The 15,246-nt window shown below is 47.6% G+C and carries 17 protein-coding genes; 6 read left to right on the forward strand and 11 right to left on the reverse strand.

What is annotated here, in order from left to right; genetic code table 11:
- Window positions 1–14 precede the first annotated feature (14 nt).
- Complete coding sequence (locus C7R91_RS23860; protein WP_047067616.1) at window positions 15–992, forward strand: hypothetical protein; 978 nt, start codon at window positions 15–17, stop codon at window positions 990–992.
- Here C7R91_RS23860 and C7R91_RS23865 read toward each other — a convergent pair.
- The 3 genes from C7R91_RS23865 to C7R91_RS23875 all read right to left on the reverse strand — a co-directional run bounded on the left by C7R91_RS23865 (window position 926) and on the right by C7R91_RS23875 (window position 3,647).
- Window positions 926–1,855: an apurinic/apyrimidinic endonuclease family protein gene (locus C7R91_RS23865; RefSeq protein ID WP_047067619.1), complete on the reverse strand. Its 930-nt coding sequence runs from the start codon at window positions 1,853–1,855 to the stop codon at window positions 926–928. The genes C7R91_RS23860 and C7R91_RS23865 overlap by 67 nt on opposite strands.
- A gap of 64 nt (window positions 1,856–1,919) precedes the next feature.
- On the reverse strand, window positions 1,920–2,513 hold the full coding sequence (locus tag C7R91_RS23870; protein ID WP_047067620.1) for a DUF1444 family protein: 594 nt from the start codon (window positions 2,511–2,513) through the stop codon (window positions 1,920–1,922).
- An 18-nt stretch (window positions 2,514–2,531) separates the two neighbouring features.
- Window positions 2,532–3,647, reverse strand: a complete 1,116-nt coding sequence (locus tag C7R91_RS23875; protein ID WP_047067622.1) for a DUF3900 domain-containing protein — start codon at window positions 3,645–3,647, stop codon at window positions 2,532–2,534.
- Window positions 3,648–3,757: 110 nt separating this feature from the next.
- Between C7R91_RS23875 and C7R91_RS23880 the strand changes: the two genes are divergently transcribed.
- Complete coding sequence (locus tag C7R91_RS23880; RefSeq protein ID WP_047067624.1) at window positions 3,758–4,600, forward strand: serine/threonine protein kinase; 843 nt, start codon at window positions 3,758–3,760, stop codon at window positions 4,598–4,600.
- Between the two features lie 33 nt (window positions 4,601–4,633).
- Here the strand turns inward: C7R91_RS23880 and C7R91_RS29480 are convergent, their stop codons facing one another.
- The 3 genes from C7R91_RS29480 to C7R91_RS29485 all read right to left on the reverse strand — a co-directional run bounded on the left by C7R91_RS29480 (window position 4,634) and on the right by C7R91_RS29485 (window position 6,366).
- Window positions 4,634–4,789 (reverse strand): hypothetical protein, encoded by a 156-nt coding sequence (locus C7R91_RS29480; RefSeq protein WP_007718860.1) that lies wholly within the window; start codon window positions 4,787–4,789, stop codon window positions 4,634–4,636.
- A 36-nt stretch (window positions 4,790–4,825) separates the two neighbouring features.
- Window positions 4,826–6,070 (reverse strand): DEAD/DEAH box helicase, encoded by a 1,245-nt coding sequence (locus C7R91_RS23885; RefSeq protein WP_047067626.1) that lies wholly within the window; start codon window positions 6,068–6,070, stop codon window positions 4,826–4,828.
- 152 nt (window positions 6,071–6,222) lie between these two features.
- The gene (locus C7R91_RS29485) at window positions 6,223–6,366 is read right to left on the reverse strand and encodes a hypothetical protein (RefSeq protein ID WP_162837736.1); all 144 of its coding nucleotides are present in this window, start codon (window positions 6,364–6,366) and stop codon (window positions 6,223–6,225) included.
- Window positions 6,367–6,500: 134 nt separating this feature from the next.
- On the opposite strand from C7R91_RS29485, the gene C7R91_RS23890 reads away from it, so the two are divergent.
- Window positions 6,501–7,571 carry a phosphodiester glycosidase family protein gene (locus C7R91_RS23890; protein WP_047067628.1) on the forward strand — a complete coding sequence of 357 codons (1,071 nt, stop codon included), beginning with the start codon at window positions 6,501–6,503 and terminating at the stop codon, window positions 7,569–7,571.
- Between the two features lie 38 nt (window positions 7,572–7,609).
- Window positions 7,610–8,125 carry a DUF6886 family protein gene (locus C7R91_RS23895; protein ID WP_047067630.1) on the forward strand — a complete coding sequence of 172 codons (516 nt, stop codon included), beginning with the start codon at window positions 7,610–7,612 and terminating at the stop codon, window positions 8,123–8,125.
- A 44-nt stretch (window positions 8,126–8,169) separates the two neighbouring features.
- On the opposite strand, the gene C7R91_RS23900 is transcribed toward C7R91_RS23895, so the two are convergent.
- Together C7R91_RS23900 and C7R91_RS23905 are read right to left on the reverse strand one after the other, a co-directional pair.
- Entirely contained in the window at window positions 8,170–9,741 is a 1,572-nt protein-coding gene (locus C7R91_RS23900) for an ABC-F family ATP-binding cassette domain-containing protein (RefSeq protein ID WP_047067632.1), read from the reverse strand.
- 38 nt (window positions 9,742–9,779) lie between these two features.
- Window positions 9,780–10,637 carry a HEPN domain-containing protein gene (locus C7R91_RS23905; RefSeq protein ID WP_047067633.1) on the reverse strand — a complete coding sequence of 286 codons (858 nt, stop codon included), beginning with the start codon at window positions 10,635–10,637 and terminating at the stop codon, window positions 9,780–9,782.
- 393 nt (window positions 10,638–11,030) lie between these two features.
- On the opposite strand from C7R91_RS23905, the gene C7R91_RS23910 reads away from it, so the two are divergent.
- Window positions 11,031–11,180 (forward strand): small acid-soluble spore protein P, encoded by a 150-nt coding sequence (locus C7R91_RS23910; RefSeq protein WP_047067635.1) that lies wholly within the window; start codon window positions 11,031–11,033, stop codon window positions 11,178–11,180.
- Between the two features lie 129 nt (window positions 11,181–11,309).
- Window positions 11,310–12,065: a hypothetical protein gene (locus tag C7R91_RS23915; RefSeq protein WP_047067637.1), complete on the forward strand. Its 756-nt coding sequence runs from the start codon at window positions 11,310–11,312 to the stop codon at window positions 12,063–12,065.
- Here C7R91_RS23915 and C7R91_RS23920 read toward each other — a convergent pair.
- The 3 genes from C7R91_RS23920 to C7R91_RS23930 all read right to left on the reverse strand — a co-directional run bounded on the left by C7R91_RS23920 (window position 12,060) and on the right by C7R91_RS23930 (window position 15,148).
- A complete protein-coding gene (locus C7R91_RS23920; RefSeq protein ID WP_047067639.1) occupies window positions 12,060–12,221 on the reverse strand; it encodes an aspartyl-phosphate phosphatase Spo0E family protein in 162 nt (53 codons plus the stop codon). The genes C7R91_RS23915 and C7R91_RS23920 overlap by 6 nt on opposite strands.
- 122 nt (window positions 12,222–12,343) lie before the next feature.
- Window positions 12,344–13,753 carry a dihydrolipoyl dehydrogenase gene (gene lpdA / locus C7R91_RS23925; RefSeq protein WP_016743458.1) on the reverse strand — a complete coding sequence of 470 codons (1,410 nt, stop codon included), beginning with the start codon at window positions 13,751–13,753 and terminating at the stop codon, window positions 12,344–12,346.
- A gap of 6 nt (window positions 13,754–13,759) precedes the next feature.
- Window positions 13,760–15,148, reverse strand: a complete 1,389-nt coding sequence (locus tag C7R91_RS23930) for a dihydrolipoamide acetyltransferase family protein (protein WP_047067641.1) — start codon at window positions 15,146–15,148, stop codon at window positions 13,760–13,762.
- Window positions 15,149–15,246: the final 98 nt, after the last annotated feature.

Genomic DNA, 15,246 nt, shown 5'->3' on the forward strand with positions numbered 1-15,246 from the left:
AGGAGGCCAATCTCATGGAAAAATGGATGCAAGAAATGACGTTGAATCAAACACGTTTTTTGCTATCCTGCCAATTGCCGAGCGGTACCTTTCGCCTCGGCCCCCAACGTGATCAAATCAATCCGTACTTTACTAACCTCGGAATTATTTCCCTCGTCCGCATGAAGGAGGTAGAGGCTGTTCGCGGTCATCTCGATTGGTATTTGCAAAACCTGAATGCGGACGGCTACATCAATGATTTTCGTCTTGAACAGGGCAAAGAAATCGATACCGGCACAAATGACAGCGAAGATAGCTACCACACCACTTATTTCAGCCTGCTTGCGGAATGGATACGAGCGACAGGGCATATAGAGTGGCTGCATGCCAACCACGCTACTCTTTTGTCCCTTCTCCGAGCAGTTGCCCGCCTTCAACAGAAGGACGGTTTGACTTGGGCAAAGCATTCGTATCGGGTTAAATATTTGATGGACAATTGCGAGGTGGCCAAGGGGCTGGCAGATGCTTCCTATTTATTTTCGTTGATCGGGGATGTGGAGGCTGCTGAGGAAGCGGCTTCACGTGCGAAAGCCTGTGAGCTCGGCATCAGTGGAATGTACAGTCGAATTCGCAAGTCGTATGCCATGTATGATCGTACGTACCCCGGCTGGCGAAAATGGTACCCGGACGTGACTTCCCAAGCGTTTCCCATTGTCTACAGCATGACAGATGTCAACACGGCCTCGCTGCTCTACCAAAGGATCACAGACACATTCCCGCATTTTGACACGTTTCAGACTGGTGATTTATATCCTTGGATGACAATGGGAGTATGCGCGCAGCTGATGGGTGACAAAACACGGGTGAAGACCATGCTCGTGACCGCCACAGACTTGTACATACACGGTCCCAGGTACCCGTACTGGCTCATTCAAGATGCCGGACGCTATATTGAATTATTACTGGACGTGGATCCTTGGGGTTCAGATAAGAGTTGCTCCACCCAACGATAGCAATGCTCAAGTTGTTCGTCTGTTACTAGGTCGGAACGATGCTCGAACATGATCTTTACGTGTGGGTTCTCCTTTCGGATGATCGTCAGGTAGTCTTCAATCGGAGCCCACCCTTCTTCCGGTTTACATTCGGGAAGAACGGGAAAATGAATGAAATTAACCTTATCAGCGGTCACCTTCACACTCTTCAAATGAATGCTCCACGCATATTTCGCATACGTTTGGATGACGTGACGCGCATTGAAAAATGGATCGATTTTTTCTTGCAGGAATAATCGACAGGTATCGAGACAAAGCTTGATCGTTGGATATTTTTGCAGCAAACACTCTAAAAATTCTGTCTCATACACATATCGATTGAGTGCATCGAATTCAAGGACTGGCGTGAAGTGAAACTCCTTGCCTTTCTCAGCCAACCAGGCAAACACCTGCTCACTCCGATATTGAAACTCTGCTTCTGTGTAGACACGCTCCCATACATAGTCTCGCGAATCATGAAAGCGCCATACATTCCAGTCCACGCGATCATCCAAATTGACAGGCTTAGGATAATGGAATAAGACATAGGTCGGCTGAATGAATGCCATAAATGCCAGTTCCCTCTCTATCCTTTCAAATGCCTCGGCTCTTGTCTGATCATGAGTATCCATGAATAAAGCATCCCGCAGCTCAGCTTGGCCCGCACGCAGCGGAAAATGAACACCAATCGCAAATCCTTTTGCTTGAGATTCACGGTGGAGGATTTGGATATCCTCCTCCGAATCAAACAAGCATGCCTCTATTCCGTAAAAGCCCTCCTTAAAATCTCGTGCGTATTTTGCCTGATCAAAACCTCCATATTGACCAATCATGAAATTTTTCATTCGAGGGTTTCCTCCGATTTTCCCACGGGATAGAAAACGCGGGAAGCCTCTCCCCGCGCTTGCTCTACTTTCTTTCAATTTTCGTACCCGAGTCGTGCGTCACCACGAGAAATGGGGTCAATTCCCCTTCCTCCCAATAAAAAGGCAAGACAGAAATCGGGACTTGCCCTTTGGATGCAAAATCATACGTGAGACGAGCTAACAGATGGGCTCCAGCTTCTCCTGCCATATCCGCCACAATCAGCACATCCTGATGCGGAATCGCGACACCAAGCGCGTCTCCTTGCTTTTTCTGATCCATCTCCGCTAGAAATGAATCCAGCAAAATTCGACTTGCCGCGTAGCCATCTGTCGGACTAATAAAATGGATGCGCTGACCTCCTACCTCTTGTGACTTTACTGAAAAGGGGAGCTTTCGCAAGTTTTCCATCGCGTATGAATGAAGCTGCTCGGTCGTCCAGCCTGCTTCCTGCAACATCCGCTTCTCTATCAATGCGTAGCCTTCACCCTGATCTAGCGCATACAGAACGTACGTATCTGCTGTATGTTCCTTCACAACCCACCGCTCCGGGTACTTGTTGATCATGGAGGCATGACGCAATACCGGGTAAATGTTATGTTCTTGACCGCTTACCTTTAGTTGTCGATCCAACTTCATCACTCCCTTCTTCGTTTATTACCAAGGCGGACTATCGTCGTCCTCCGTTGGCGTGCTCACTGGGGTATACGCAACGTTTTGGCTTCGCTCTTCGATTTCTTTCACGATGTCCGTCAATGCCTTTGGCTTTAAAAACTCGACGGGGGACATGCCACGCTCGAACTGTAGCTGCTCGCCTTCTAATAATACCAAATAACGCCCGTTAACTTTGGCGATATGCAGGCTGGTACCGTAATCGGCCAATAATGTCCGGATCTGCATATGATCCAGCTTGAACTTGAGCTCGACCTCTGGTTGGCGATCTGTAATGATTTGCATCGCTTCCATCACGGTCTCATGCTCCCATTTTTCTGCGAGCTCCCGCTTCGGACTTGCGGCAATGAGTTCGATGGCTTCCTCTTCCCGAATCCGCTCTTCCGACTCTTCGGGATACGTATATTCGATGTGCTGTCTCGCCAATGAAATGACTTCTTCAGAAACGATCTGCGTCATCGTCTGTGGATACTCGATAAAGCGCAGAAATTCCTCGAAATACCGCGCGTGGGAGAACTGATGAATTTTCACGTGATAAGGATCATTCATCCCCGATTCGATCATATACGGATACATCAGCGATTTCATGTTTTTGGCATTGATCGCCATGCGTACATTCGATATGAGGCTCTTCTCATCCGTGATGACCGCTGTTTTTTGTTCAAAATCGCATTTTAAAATAAAGACATAGCGCTCATCAATAAGATCGAGCCTCGTCCGCACCACAATCATGACCCCGCCCCTCACCTGAGAGGTTCGCAAATACGACTGAATCAACTCCTGACAGGGCTCCTTGCTCTCCCCTGGCGTTTCCGCTGCCAACAATCGATTCAAGAGGGCATAGTTGGGGTTCGAGTCCAATGGATGTCCAGGCTCCAGCACAAATTGACCCAGTTTTGTCGGAGTGCCTTCTGTCTTCGGATTCATCTCGACTTTTCTTTTTGCAATCCGGGCGAATTCCCCATCGAGAAAATCTTTCAGCTCGCTTTTCTGATATTCATCATGGCCCAAATAGCGCGTCATCCGCACTTGTTTTATGCCATCCTCTTCTTCAGGCTGTTCCATTAGATAAAAGGATAACCAATCAATTGTAAAATTCATACCCTTCGCTCCTGTCTGCATGTAACGAACTGATTATAGCAAACCTATTGAAAAAAAGGTCAGCTTTTTCAAATCATGATAAGATGAAGGGAGGAGGGGAAAATCAGACAATGTGGACTCGTATAAAATCATGGTGGAACGAAACGATACGCGATAAACCATATCGGCCCGGTCACCTGGCAGGCCACTATGAAATAACAAAAGTACTAGGGATGGGAAGCTACGGGATCGCATATCTCGCTACTCACAACCCTACAGGTAATCAGGTTGTGCTGAAGCAAGTGAAACCAAGCCTGCGTCACACGCCAAAAGGAGAAGCCATGCAGGCATATGAAAAAAAGGTGCTGATGTCCCTCTCGCATCCGCAAATCCCGCGCTGTCTGGATTCCTTCCCTTATCGGAAAGACTCGTTTATGGTCATGACTTATATAGCAGGCCCGACACTCGAAGACATGTTATTTGATCAAAACATCGTGGCTAATGAGCAAAAATGCGCCGAATGGATCCGCCAAATCGGAGAGCTCGTAGCCTACCTCCATGAGCAAAATGTCATTCACCGCGACGTACGCATCCCAAACGTCATCTGGAAAGAGGACAAGCCTTACCTGATTGATTTTGGCCTCGCTCGGTTCATTGGTGATCGGCCGACTTACACGGCTGATGCTCTTTCTGCCTACCCGTCTGAAAAACAATTAAAGCGAGAAGTTGCTCCTTCCAGTGATTTGTACGCTTTGGGACATTTCTTTCTATTTTTGCTCTATTCCGGATACGAACCGGAACCAGACGCGCCTGAAAGAAGCTGGGAAGAAGAGCTTTCTTTATCTCCTCCCATTCGCATGATGATTCGGCGTTTGTTGCAAATGGACACCCCTTATGAGAGCGTACAGGATTGGCTAGCAGAGTTGGACCGCTACTTGATCCGCTACCAAGAAAAAAGAGCAGGGCATCCGTAGACCTCACGGATTCTCCCTGCTCTTCTTCGTCCTTCATTCTGCAATCGGCTCTTGTTTCGCCTGTTCCATCTTTTCCTTCAGTTCCCCTGCTTCCTGGCGTAGCACTTGCCGTTCGTGTTTTGTCAGAACTTCTCCACCAACTGTGCCATTTACCAGCAAATCCTCTTCATATAAACGATCTTTGCGCATGGAAACCTCCTGCAGACAAGTTGTGTACTTCTTGTCCTACTTTGTTCCAAAGCTGCCCTTCTTATGTGCGCGATTTTGATTCCGTTTGGCAGGGCTCGCATTTTTTGTTGGAGCGCCTGATTTTTGTGCTGGCGCAGGCTTTCGTACAGGACGCGGATCTTCCAGTGCTCCGTGCGACATGAATTTTTCAGCAATCGGCAAGCCTGTTTGCTTGGAAAATTTTTGGATGATGAACCGTTCCTGTGTCGTAATGATCGAAAATACCAGTCCGGCACGCCCCATTCGCCCAGTTCGGCCACTGCGATGAATGTACGTGTCTGCATCCGATGCAGGATCGTAATGCACAATACATTCCACACCCGGAATATCAATGCCACGTGCCGATACGTCTGTCGTAATCAGCACTGGGAATGCTCCATCCCGAAATTGTTGCAAGGTGCGGGCACGCTCTTCTTTCGTAGCATCACGGTGCAGGAGTCTGCACGGCAAATGGTGGTAATTGAGCTTCGATACAATCTCGTCCACTTTTTCGATTTGATTGACAAAAACAATCGAAGAGCGAACATTGACGAGGCGCAGCAAACGACGGAGCGTATCCACCTTTTTGCGTGGGTCGGTGACCAAATACATGTGAGCTACTCCCGCAGCGCCTTCTGGTGCTGCTGCGCGAATAACTGCAGCATCTCTGGTAAAAATTTCAGCCGTATGTACGACTTCCTCTGCGATAGTCGCTGAGAATAACAGCCGTTGTGTATCACGCAGTGTTTTTTTCATGACCTCTTGGACTGGCTTGCCAAAGCCCGCATCCAGCATACGGTCTGCCTCGTCGACAACAACTGTCTTCACTTCGTGGACCTTTAGCTTGCGCTGATCAATCAGCTCCAGCAGTCTGCCTGGTGTTGCTACGATCAATACAGGCTTCTTTTTCAGTCTCTCGATTTGGCGTTTCACATCGACACCGCCAATAATGGACATCACGGCCGTGTCCTTGCCTGGCAGAAGGCTTTCAGCTTCCCGCGCAATCTGCACAACAAGCTCATGCGTCGGCGCGAGTACAATAGCCTGTACATCTTTTTGCTCCATATTGATTTTCGATAAAATCGGCAGGAGATAAGCAAACGTCTTGCCTGTCCCTGTCGGTGATTCAATCAAGGCATCCCGACCAGCCATTATCAACGGAATGGCTTCACTCTGTACAGGTGTCGGTGTTTCCATTTTTCGCTCTCGCAATATAGTCAACAGCGGTGCGCTAATTTGTAAATCTGCAAACGTGGTGCTCACAAAAACCCTCCTGGCATAAAGTCGTGCATTGGGTAAGCTTACCACACTTTGCAGGTAGAATACAGAGGTAAGCCAGTCCTCGTGAGGTAAGGTCCATATAGAGATAGATAAAAACAGGCGAAATCCGCATTGGACTTCGCCTGACCTTCCATCTACCCGTTATTGGAATCGAAACGGGTTTCCTGCTTCTCACCCTGGTCTTGACGGTCCCGGCTGGTGGTTTGGTTACGTGTCCCTTTTGGACTTTCCATGTACTCCTCTACTTCCTTTTGAAACGCCTCATCATAGTCACGCACACCTATCACCTCCTGCCCTTTATTTTGACCAGGGTGATCACATATTATTTTCCTGAAACCTTTTTCCCGGTCATGCGTCTTCTCCTATAGGAATGATACCCTTGTACAATTTGTCAAATGGATGTGAATAGTGAATGGAGACGTTGTCGCGCACTCGCACACGCAAGCGAGCCAAGCGTAAAAGACCATGGCGTTGGGTTAAGAAGTGGATGCTCGGTACTGCCTTGACCTGCACAACCTTAGCGCTACTGGGAATTATTTTTTTATTTGGAACGAAAAACGGAGTAGAATTACGTGAGTGGGCGGCAGGTACTTTGCTGACAACCCAGCACGATTACTGGGCTCCTTATACATTTTTACCTGATGAAAAACTGAAAGAACTAAAGCAGCAAATTACACATCCGACCATTATCAATTCTGAAGATACAGGCTCAGCCACGGCAGGACCTGCGATTCCGGCGAAATCGAATCTGGTAACGGTTACACTCCCGGAGAAACCAAAAGAGCTGATCGAAATCGAGGAAATTGACGTTTCGAAAGGGAGTTATTACTTTAAAGGAAAAATCATGTACATTAGCGACCCCAGCAGAGTACGGCTCGTCGTCACGAATCGCAAGGACCGCGGAGATTTGCTCGATGAGTTTGTAAAGAAAACAGGAGCCCTCGGGATTGTCAATGCGAGCGGATTCGCTGACCCAGACGGCTACGGCAAAGGAGCGCGAGCCTACGGCGTGGTCATCCACGACGGAAAGATTTTGCAGGGCTACAATCCGAGAAGCGGAGAAACTGCTCTAGGGCTTACCTATGACGGTAAACTGATTACGGGCAGCTACTCAGCTGAACAACTCGTTAAGATGGGTGTGCGTGACGCTGTGAGTTTCCGTCCGCAATTGATTGTAAATGGGAAAAATATGTTTGAAGGAAAACCGGCCAAAAGCTGGGGCATTCAACCGCGTACCGCAATTGGACAAAAAGAAGACGGGACGATCGTATTTGCTGTCATTGACGGACGCCAGCCTGGCCATTCCATCGGCGCAAGCATGAACGACATGGCGGAAGTATTGGCTGAGCGAGGTGTGGTTACGGCAATGGCTATGGACGGTGGTTCCAGCTCCATGATGCTGCACAATGGTGAAGCTATCACCAAAACGTCTTCTCCGTATTATCGAGGCCGTTATTTGCCAAATGCGTGGGCTGTTTTTTAAAGAACGGCTAAGGTGATTTTGAGGAGGTTTTTAAATTCTTGGACAAATTGTTTCACTATAGTGAAGACCCGGCTATTACGATTTTTCAGCCTCGGGCACATCCCTCCCACCCCACACTTGCTCCGGCTGTATGGGCGATTGATGAAGAACGAGCGCCGATGTATTATTTACCGCGAGATTGCCCGAGGATTTGCTTTTACAAAAAAGCAGATTCTGTGCAGCGAGATGTCGAACGCTTTCTTGGCTTGACAAGCGCCAAAATGGTTATTGCGCTCGAAAGCAAATGGTATCCCGCGCTTACACAAACAACGCTGTATGAATATACCTTCTCTCCAGAATCTTTTTATTGCTGGGACGAAGGTGCGGGCTACTATTTGTCAGAGGAAACCGTTACGCCACTAGACGTAAGACCGTTAGGAGACCTCGTACACTGCCTTAGCCAAGCAGATGTTGAATTGCGAATCACTCCTTCGCTGTTGCCGCTCCGAGATTCATTGCTACAAAGCAGTCTGCACTTTTCTATGATCCGCATGCGGAATGCGTCGCTCACATAAAAAACAGGCAGTCTCCCTCAATGGGTGGCTGCCTGTTTTTGTTTTTACAATTTAATCGGAGTTTTTGCCTGCTCCAAGCTCCATTTCTCAACATCCCACGTCTGTGTAACCCAATCCTCATAAAATTCAGGTTCGTGGCATACGAGAAGGACGGTCCCTTTGAACTCCTTTAAGGAACGTTTAAGCTCTTCCTTGGCGACGACATCCAAGTGGTTCGTCGGCTCGTCAAATACCAGCCAGTTGCTTTCGCGCTGCAGTAATTTACAGAGACGAACTTTTGCTTGCTCGCCCCCGGACAGAGCATTCAAGTTACGATTGATATGCTCATTTTTCAAACCACAACGTGCCAGCGCTCCGCGAACCTCATGGTTATTCATGGAAGGGAATTCATTCCATACATCATCCAGTGCAGTAATTGGTTTCGCCTTTACTTCTTGCTCGAAGTAAGCAGGATGGAGGAAATCGCCTTTCTCCAGCTTTCCACCCAGCGGAGGAATCACACCCAGCAACGTTTTTAACAAAGTAGACTTACCAACACCGTTCATGCCGACAATCGCTACTTTTTCACCGCGCTCCAGCTTCACACTAAGCTTCGGCAGCAATGGATGGGAATATCCGATCTCCAGGTTTTCTGCCTCGATGACAAAACGGCTACTCGCCCGGGATTCTTTAAAGATAAACGATGGTTTCGCAGCTGTTTCCGGCTTGTCGATGCGATCCATTTTATCGAGCTGCTTTTGACGGCTCTTCGCGCGGCCAGTAGTAGACGCACGTGCTTTATTGCGCGCAATAAAGTCTTCCATTTTTGCGATTTCTTCCTGCTGCTTCTCAAATGCGTCAAAGTGCTGACTGCGTTTCATCTCAGACTGTGCCAGGAAGGATTCGTAGTTCCCTGTGTAACGATTCAGCTTGGTAAATTCCAAATGATAAATCACATTTACGACTTCGTTCATGAAGGTCGTATCATGGGAAATCAGCATGAAGGCATAAGGATACTCCTTCAAGTAGTTTTTCAGCCACACGATATGCTCTTCATCCAAGTAGTTCGTCGGCTCATCCAGCAAAAGAACGGTTGGTTTTTCCAGCAGCAATTTAGCCAAAAGAACCTTGGTACGCTGACCACCAGAGAGGGAGGCAACGTCACGTTCCAAACCGATTGCACTCAAACCCAGAGCGTTGGCGATTTCATCTACTTTTGCATCGATCAAATAAAAGCCGCTTGTTTCCAGCTTGTCTTGAATTTCGCCCATGCGCTCCAGCAATTCTTCCAGTTCCTCTGGAGATGCCTCGGCCATCTTTTCACCAATCGTCATCAGTTCAGCCTCTTGCTCCAAAAGCGGCAGGAAGGCGTCCTTGAGTACGTCACGAATCGTTTTACCAGCTTGCAGCTTGGTATGCTGATCCAAATATCCGTACTCGATTTTGGGCATCCATTCAACACGACCGTTATCAGGCAAGTTTTGGCCTGTCAAAATCCCCATCATCGTTGATTTTCCGGTACCATTTGCGCCTACGAGTCCTACACGGTCATTCGGTTGCAAACGGAAAGACACATCGCGAAACAAAACACGGTCCCCAAAACCATGGGACAAATTCTCTACAATCAAAACACTCATGCTCGATTCTTCCTCCTGATCTGTTTCCTCTATGAGGCTTACAACAAAATTCTTTCAAAAAAAGTAGGTGCGTACCGTGCTACATAAGATTCGCCCGTAAATACCAATTCGTCCAGCCGGACACGCATATCCTGCAGGTTGACACTTTCCCCGGCGATGTTCAAGATCGCGGCTCGTGTCATAGCCCTCAGAATAGTGACTTCTGTAGCCAGCTTGTCATCGAACAGCTTGCCGCTATGCACAATCTCTGAGCGATGATTGTACGATTTTTTTACAAAATGTGCAATCCGTTCACGCTGCAAGGCGGTTTCTCCAAAATAGTACGCCATTCGGACACGCAATTTATAGGTAATCTCGCCTTTTTTGCCATCGGGAACGAACAATGATTCCAATGCAATCCACAAATCCAACAGCTGATCCTCGTAATTTTTCCGCTCCAGCGAAAGCGCATAGCGACGAAAAGCAAGGGATGGCAGCTTCTGTTCGACTAATGAAGTAAAAATGCCAGCCGTTCCATCATCAAATGTGTACTTATCACCATCAAGCGATCGCTTCAAATACGTAATGCCATACATATTGCCACTGACTGTGATAATGTAAGGAATCGAACAAGTCCCTGTTGTGGACGCTAGATTCAGCTTACTTTCGATTTCTTCAATCCACACCCGATCATCCGTTACTTTCATCTCTTCGTGATCCCCAACTAAAAATAAACTGCTGGGATCTACACGCAAATCAAAGGTTCGCTTGTTCTCGTCCATCTCATTGCGCAAGAAACGAGACGCGATCTCATATGGCCTCTTTGCGCCTGATATGAGCGTGTACGAATTAGGCAAATCGATCCGAACGGGCTGTGCTGTTGTTGAATTGAATACGGGGGCGATTAAGACCGGCATAGTTCTCGCTCCTTCCAGACCAGCAGAGCTCGTTTATTGTTTACATAATAAATATTATGTTCTATAAACAGTATCGTGCCATTCTGTAGTTTTGACAACATATCAATTCCTTCTAAATGTGGACATGCTTCCTTACCATACAAGTTCAAAAGTCGTCTTTTCAGCACCAAGAAAGTGGCGAGAACCTGATGAAGGAGGAGCGGAGTGTAGGGTACCTACATGAGCACCGGACTTCGAAGGTGAACGCCACTTTCGATGTCGAGTAAGCTTCTTACAGAACAACATCGTGATCAAAAGACGACTTTTTGAACAACCTCATTATAGAATACCAGCATTTCCTATGATTCGTCATCATGTGTTTACGCCAAACTAGGTAAAGAAGGAGTTGATTTTATGGAAAAGGATCATATTCTTGATGAAAATCCGCATCAAACTTACAATAATGTAGCTCGACCGCTGGAACAGACTGGCGAACCCCAGTCCGGCTCTAAAAAAGTGAAACAGCAAAATCATTCGCGCGCGATTCGAACACGAGAAGGATAATGAATGGTACCCGGCTCTATTGCAGTCGGGTGCCTTTACTCTTCCTTTTTTTTACATCGAAAAAGATTGAATTGTCCCACAAGGATGCACTATGATAAATTTAGTATCCTTGATGGAGGTTAAGTGAAGATGATCACCATTCCACTTCCGGGCAACCATAGCCCTCTTTCCAATTTGATCAGCTATAGTGTTTCACCGCTGTACGAGATGGCTGCTAGTTTGTATACACTCGCCCAAGAAACACCTCCCGAGCGATTTGCGTATTGGACCGAAGAAAAATTAGAGCAGTTTGAGTCTGCCCGTCTTTTAAAAGAATGGGGTTATTTTGTCCCCCTCTTTCGATATGGGATCCCTGACTCATTTGACCCCCTACATACAAAAGGTGTGATGGCTGTCGATGATCAATATGAGTACTTCGTAACACTTCCCACCGATCATTTTATGCGTAGTATAAAACCGATCTTGGAGGAGTGGATACTGCATCACGATGCTCCTGAAGTTGCCTTCGATTTAGAAGAGGATGCCGATTATGTGAAAGGCCGTTTCAGCCTGTTCGTTTCTTCTTATTGGCAGCTATTTTTTGAGGCGAATTGGGAGGCGATTGCTCCAAAATTTGTGCGTGAAGCAGAACGGATTTATTACTCGTTACAAGGAATCGAATCCCTTACTACCTATCTGCAATCCATTTCTCCCGCAATTACCTATGACACAGAAACTCATCGGCTTACCTGCCCGAGTAATGGTCCTAGCTATGATGCGCATCATCTCATTCTATATCCGAGCTATTATTATGCTCAAGAACCCACGCTTACGAAAAAAGGCTGGAATGCCCATTTGCTTTTTTCCATCTCGGAAGGACCCACTCAACCAAAAACGCCCTCATAAAGGGCGTTTTTCATGTTGCATATGTGCGACAATTAGTTTATCTAATTGTTGACTGATTCTCACGATTTCAGGGTCGAGAAAATTGTAACCTGCATCTTTTGCTGCGCGCTCTAGCTTTAGTCGCAAGTCATCAATCATCTTACTCATCGTTTCCATGCTGCAGGCCCCCACCTAACGTTGTCTCCCACTATTTTACATTATTTAAGAACTGGTGGAAAGGGTAAGATGTGGAAGAAAAAGCCTTGTACCCATTTCTGGCACAAGGCTTTTCCCACTTCCTATTTCATGACGTGGATCGGACGACCCAGAGCCAATTCAGCAGCTTCCATTGTTACTTCACCCAGTGTTGGATGTGCGTGGATGGTCAGCTCGATATCTTCGAGTGTTGCGCCCATTTCGATCGCCAATCCGATCTCTGCGATGATGTTCGATGCTTCTGGACCAACGATTTGCGCACCCAATACGAGATTCGTTTCTTTTTCTGCAATCAGCTTCACGTAGCCTTCGCCTGCATTTACAGACAGAGCGCGACCGTTTGCTGCGAATGGGAAACGACCTACAATGTAATCGATGCCTTTTTCTTTTGCTTCTTTCTCATTGATTCCAACGCTTGCGATTTCTGGATCGCAGAATACAACCGCTGGAATCGCTTTGTAGTCTACTTCTGCTGGATGACCGGCAATCGCCTCAGCAGCAACCTTACCTTCGTAGGAAGCTTTGTGAGCCAGCGCAGGACCTGCTACGATATCCCCGATCGCGTACACGTTAGGAATGCTCGTGCGGCCTTGCTTGTCAACAACGATCAACCCACGGTCAGTCATGTTCATGCCGATATCGCGAATACCGAGTTCATCTGTATTCGGACGACGTCCAACAGTAACGAGTACGTATTCCGCCTCGATTTTTTGTTGCTCGCCTTTTACTTCTGCAGTCACGATCACGCCGTTTTCTGTCTCTTCCATTCCTTGTGCCAATGCTTTTGTATGGATGGTAACGTCGAGCTTTTTCAGCTTGCGTTCCACCAAACGTGGCATGTCTGGCTCAAATCCTGGCAAGATTTGATCGGAACCTTCCAAAATCGTTACTTTTGTACCAAACTTCGCAAACACTGTACCGAGCTCGATACCGATGTATCCGCCGCCGATTACCACGAGACTCTTCGGCAGTTCAGTTAAGGACAGCGCTTCAGTAGAAGACATTACGCGTTTACCAAACGGGAATGCAGGCAACTCGATTGGACGCGAACCAGTTGCAATGATGCAATGCTGGAAGCGATAACGGTTGACATCATAACCGTGGAATACGCGTACTTCATTTTCACTTACGAACAGCGCTTCACCAGGGATTACCTGGATTTTGTGGCCTTTGAAGAGGGAGCCTACGCCACCAGTCAGTTGCTTCACGATGCCGCTTTTCCACTCTTGTACTTTAGCAAAATCAACTTTCACATTTTCCATTGTAATACCCATGGATTCTGTATGTTGTGTGTGCTCATATGTGTGTGCAGCGTGGATCATCGCTTTGGAAGGGATGCAACCTACGTTCAGGCACACGCCACCCAGCTCAGCTTTTTCCACGACAGCTACTGTTTTACCAAGTTGAGCGGCACGAATCGCTGCAACATATCCACCTGGACCGGCACCGATTACGAGTACGTCAACCTCTGTAGTAAATTCACCTACTACCATTGTCTCTTATCCCTCCATGACGAGCAGCGTTGGGTTTTCGAGGAGCTGCTTCACGTAGTTGACGAAACGCTGTGCAGGTTCGCCATCAACCAAGCGGTGATCAAAGCTCAAAGACAGGTGCAACATTTGACCTACCGCGATTTCACCATTTTTCACAATCGGCTTTTCGCTAATGCGGCCAACACCCAGAATAGCTACTTCTGGATAGTTAATGATAGGCGTGAAGAACATACCGCCCGCAGAACCGATGTTTGTGATGCTGAAAGTAGAACCTTTCAACTCGTCAGCAGTCGCTTTGCGATCACGTGCTTTCTTCGCCAGCTCGCCGATTTCGCCTGCGATTTGGAAGATGGATTTGCTGTCAGCGGATTTCACAACTGGAACGAGCAAGCCGTCTTCTGTCGAGGTAGCGATACCGATGTTGTAGTACTTTTTAAAGATGATTTCTTGTTTTTCATCGTCGATAGAAGCGTTGAGTTCTGGGAATTTCTTCAGACCAGCTACAACTGCTTTCACGATCATAGGCAGGTAAGTCAGCTTCACACCACGCTCTTCAGCAAGTGGCTTCGCATCTTTACGCATTGCGACAAGCGCTGTAACATCCACTTCGTCGAAGATCGTTACGTGTGGTGCTGTGTAAGCAGATTTCACCATTGCTTTCGCGATTGCTTTACGCATACCTTTCAGTGGAACGCGTTCTTCCAGCTCGCCTGCTTGAGGTGTGTGGTGAACGGTTGGAGCCGCTGCTGCTTGTGCTACACCTGTAGCTGCTGCAGGAGCCTCTGTTGCTCCCGAAGCTACCACTGCTTGTGCAGTTGGCGCTGCTGCTCCGCCAGATACGAAGCGATCTACGTCTTCGCGTGTGATGCGGCCCAATTTGCCTGTACCAGGTACATTAGCCAATTGAACGCCTTTTTCGCGAGCGTATTTACGAACGGAAGGAGTAGCCAACACATGCTTACGGTCAATTGGTGCCGCTACTGCTGTTGCAGTTGCTTGCGCCATTGGCGTTTCCAAAGTTTGGTTCGCATTTGCACTCACCTGGGAACCGATGTCGCAGCCTGGCTCCATTTTGTCTGCAGCTTGAGGCGCTGGTGCCGCTTCAGCAGCGTGGGAATCGCCATGACCATGGTCTGGCAGGTTCGGAATTTCGCCTTCTACGTCAAACTCGATCAGTGGATCGCCGACTACAGAAACCGTACCCTCAGTTACTTTCAGGTCGATAACTTTCCCTTTAACAGGCGATGGTACTTCTACAACCGCCTTGTCATTTTGTACTTCCATGATGACTTGGTCTTCTTCTACGGAATCTCCGGGCTGTACGTGCCATTTGACGATTTCGCCTTCATGGATACCCTCGCCGAGCTCCGGGAGTCTGAATGTAAAACGACTCACAGTATCTCCTCCTTATAACACTTCGCCATAGTAGTAAGCCTATATTTCCCAAAAGAAGGCGGAAAGCTTTCAACTTTTCCGCCATTATGTCCGTTTCT

It is taken from the genome of Brevibacillus formosus (assembly GCF_003013405.1).
Lineage (GTDB): Bacteria > Bacillota > Bacilli > Brevibacillales > Brevibacillaceae > Brevibacillus > Brevibacillus formosus.

Excerpts from the sequence above, each read along its gene's own strand:
- C7R91_RS23910 (WP_047067635.1), top strand. The coding sequence starts at position 11,031 with ATGGAAAAGGATCATATTCTTGATGAAAATCCGCATCAAACTTACAAT.
- C7R91_RS23905 (WP_047067633.1), bottom strand. The coding sequence starts at position 10,637 with ATGCCGGTCTTAATCGCCCCCGTATTCAATTCAACAACAGCACAGCCC.
- C7R91_RS23865 (WP_047067619.1), bottom strand. The coding sequence starts at position 1,855 with ATGAAAAATTTCATGATTGGTCAATATGGAGGTTTTGATCAGGCAAAA.
- C7R91_RS23860 (WP_047067616.1), top strand. The coding sequence starts at position 15 with ATGGAAAAATGGATGCAAGAAATGACGTTGAATCAAACACGTTTTTTG.
- C7R91_RS23880 (WP_047067624.1), top strand. The coding sequence starts at position 3,758 with ATGTGGACTCGTATAAAATCATGGTGGAACGAAACGATACGCGATAAA.
- C7R91_RS23920 (WP_047067639.1), bottom strand. The coding sequence starts at position 12,221 with ATGGAAACGATGAGTAAGATGATTGATGACTTGCGACTAAAGCTAGAG.
- C7R91_RS23875 (WP_047067622.1), bottom strand. The coding sequence starts at position 3,647 with ATGAATTTTACAATTGATTGGTTATCCTTTTATCTAATGGAACAGCCT.
- C7R91_RS29480 (WP_007718860.1), bottom strand. The coding sequence starts at position 4,789 with ATGCGCAAAGATCGTTTATATGAAGAGGATTTGCTGGTAAATGGCACA.
- C7R91_RS23890 (WP_047067628.1), top strand. The coding sequence starts at position 6,501 with ATGGAGACGTTGTCGCGCACTCGCACACGCAAGCGAGCCAAGCGTAAA.
- C7R91_RS23870 (WP_047067620.1), bottom strand. The coding sequence starts at position 2,513 with ATGAAGTTGGATCGACAACTAAAGGTAAGCGGTCAAGAACATAACATT.
- C7R91_RS23900 (WP_047067632.1), bottom strand. The coding sequence starts at position 9,741 with ATGAGTGTTTTGATTGTAGAGAATTTGTCCCATGGTTTTGGGGACCGT.
- lpdA (WP_016743458.1), bottom strand. The coding sequence starts at position 13,753 with ATGGTAGTAGGTGAATTTACTACAGAGGTTGACGTACTCGTAATCGGT.
- C7R91_RS23915 (WP_047067637.1), top strand. The coding sequence starts at position 11,310 with ATGATCACCATTCCACTTCCGGGCAACCATAGCCCTCTTTCCAATTTG.